The sequence below is a fragment of the Caballeronia sp. LZ029 genome (assembly GCF_031451275.1).
GTDB lineage: Bacteria > Pseudomonadota > Gammaproteobacteria > Burkholderiales > Burkholderiaceae > Caballeronia > Caballeronia jiangsuensis.
The window spans coordinates 1-334 of the sequence record NZ_JARUXO010000067.1; the positions used below are offsets into that span (position 1 = coordinate 1).

The 334-nt window shown below is 69.5% G+C and carries 1 pseudogene; it reads left to right on the forward strand.

The window, feature by feature from the left end:
* A pseudogene (locus tag QCE73_RS34075) lies at positions 1–334 on the forward strand (group 1 glycosyl transferase); the annotation flags it as partial.

A 334-nucleotide genomic window follows, 5' to 3' on the forward strand; every position in this document is an offset into this window, starting at 1 on the left:
GATCAAGGGGACGCTGTTCGCGCGCGCGATCCGGGCGGGCGGCATGAAGACCTTGCTGACGATCGACCCGACCTTGCCGGACTGGTGGAAGCGCCGGGCGCATGCGGCGGGCGCGAGCATCGACTATCTGGCTGATCCGTTTCCCGATGCGCGCGCCGCCGATCCGGCTGCCGCCCGGGCGCGGTTGGGGCTGTCGGACGGCACGCATGTGCTGGTGTACGGGGCGATCAACGATCGCAAGGGCGTGTTCGAGTTGATCGAGGCGTTGGGGCGGCGGGCGAGTGGATCGCATGGGCCGACGCTGGTCATTGCGGGGTCGCAGGATGCAGAGACG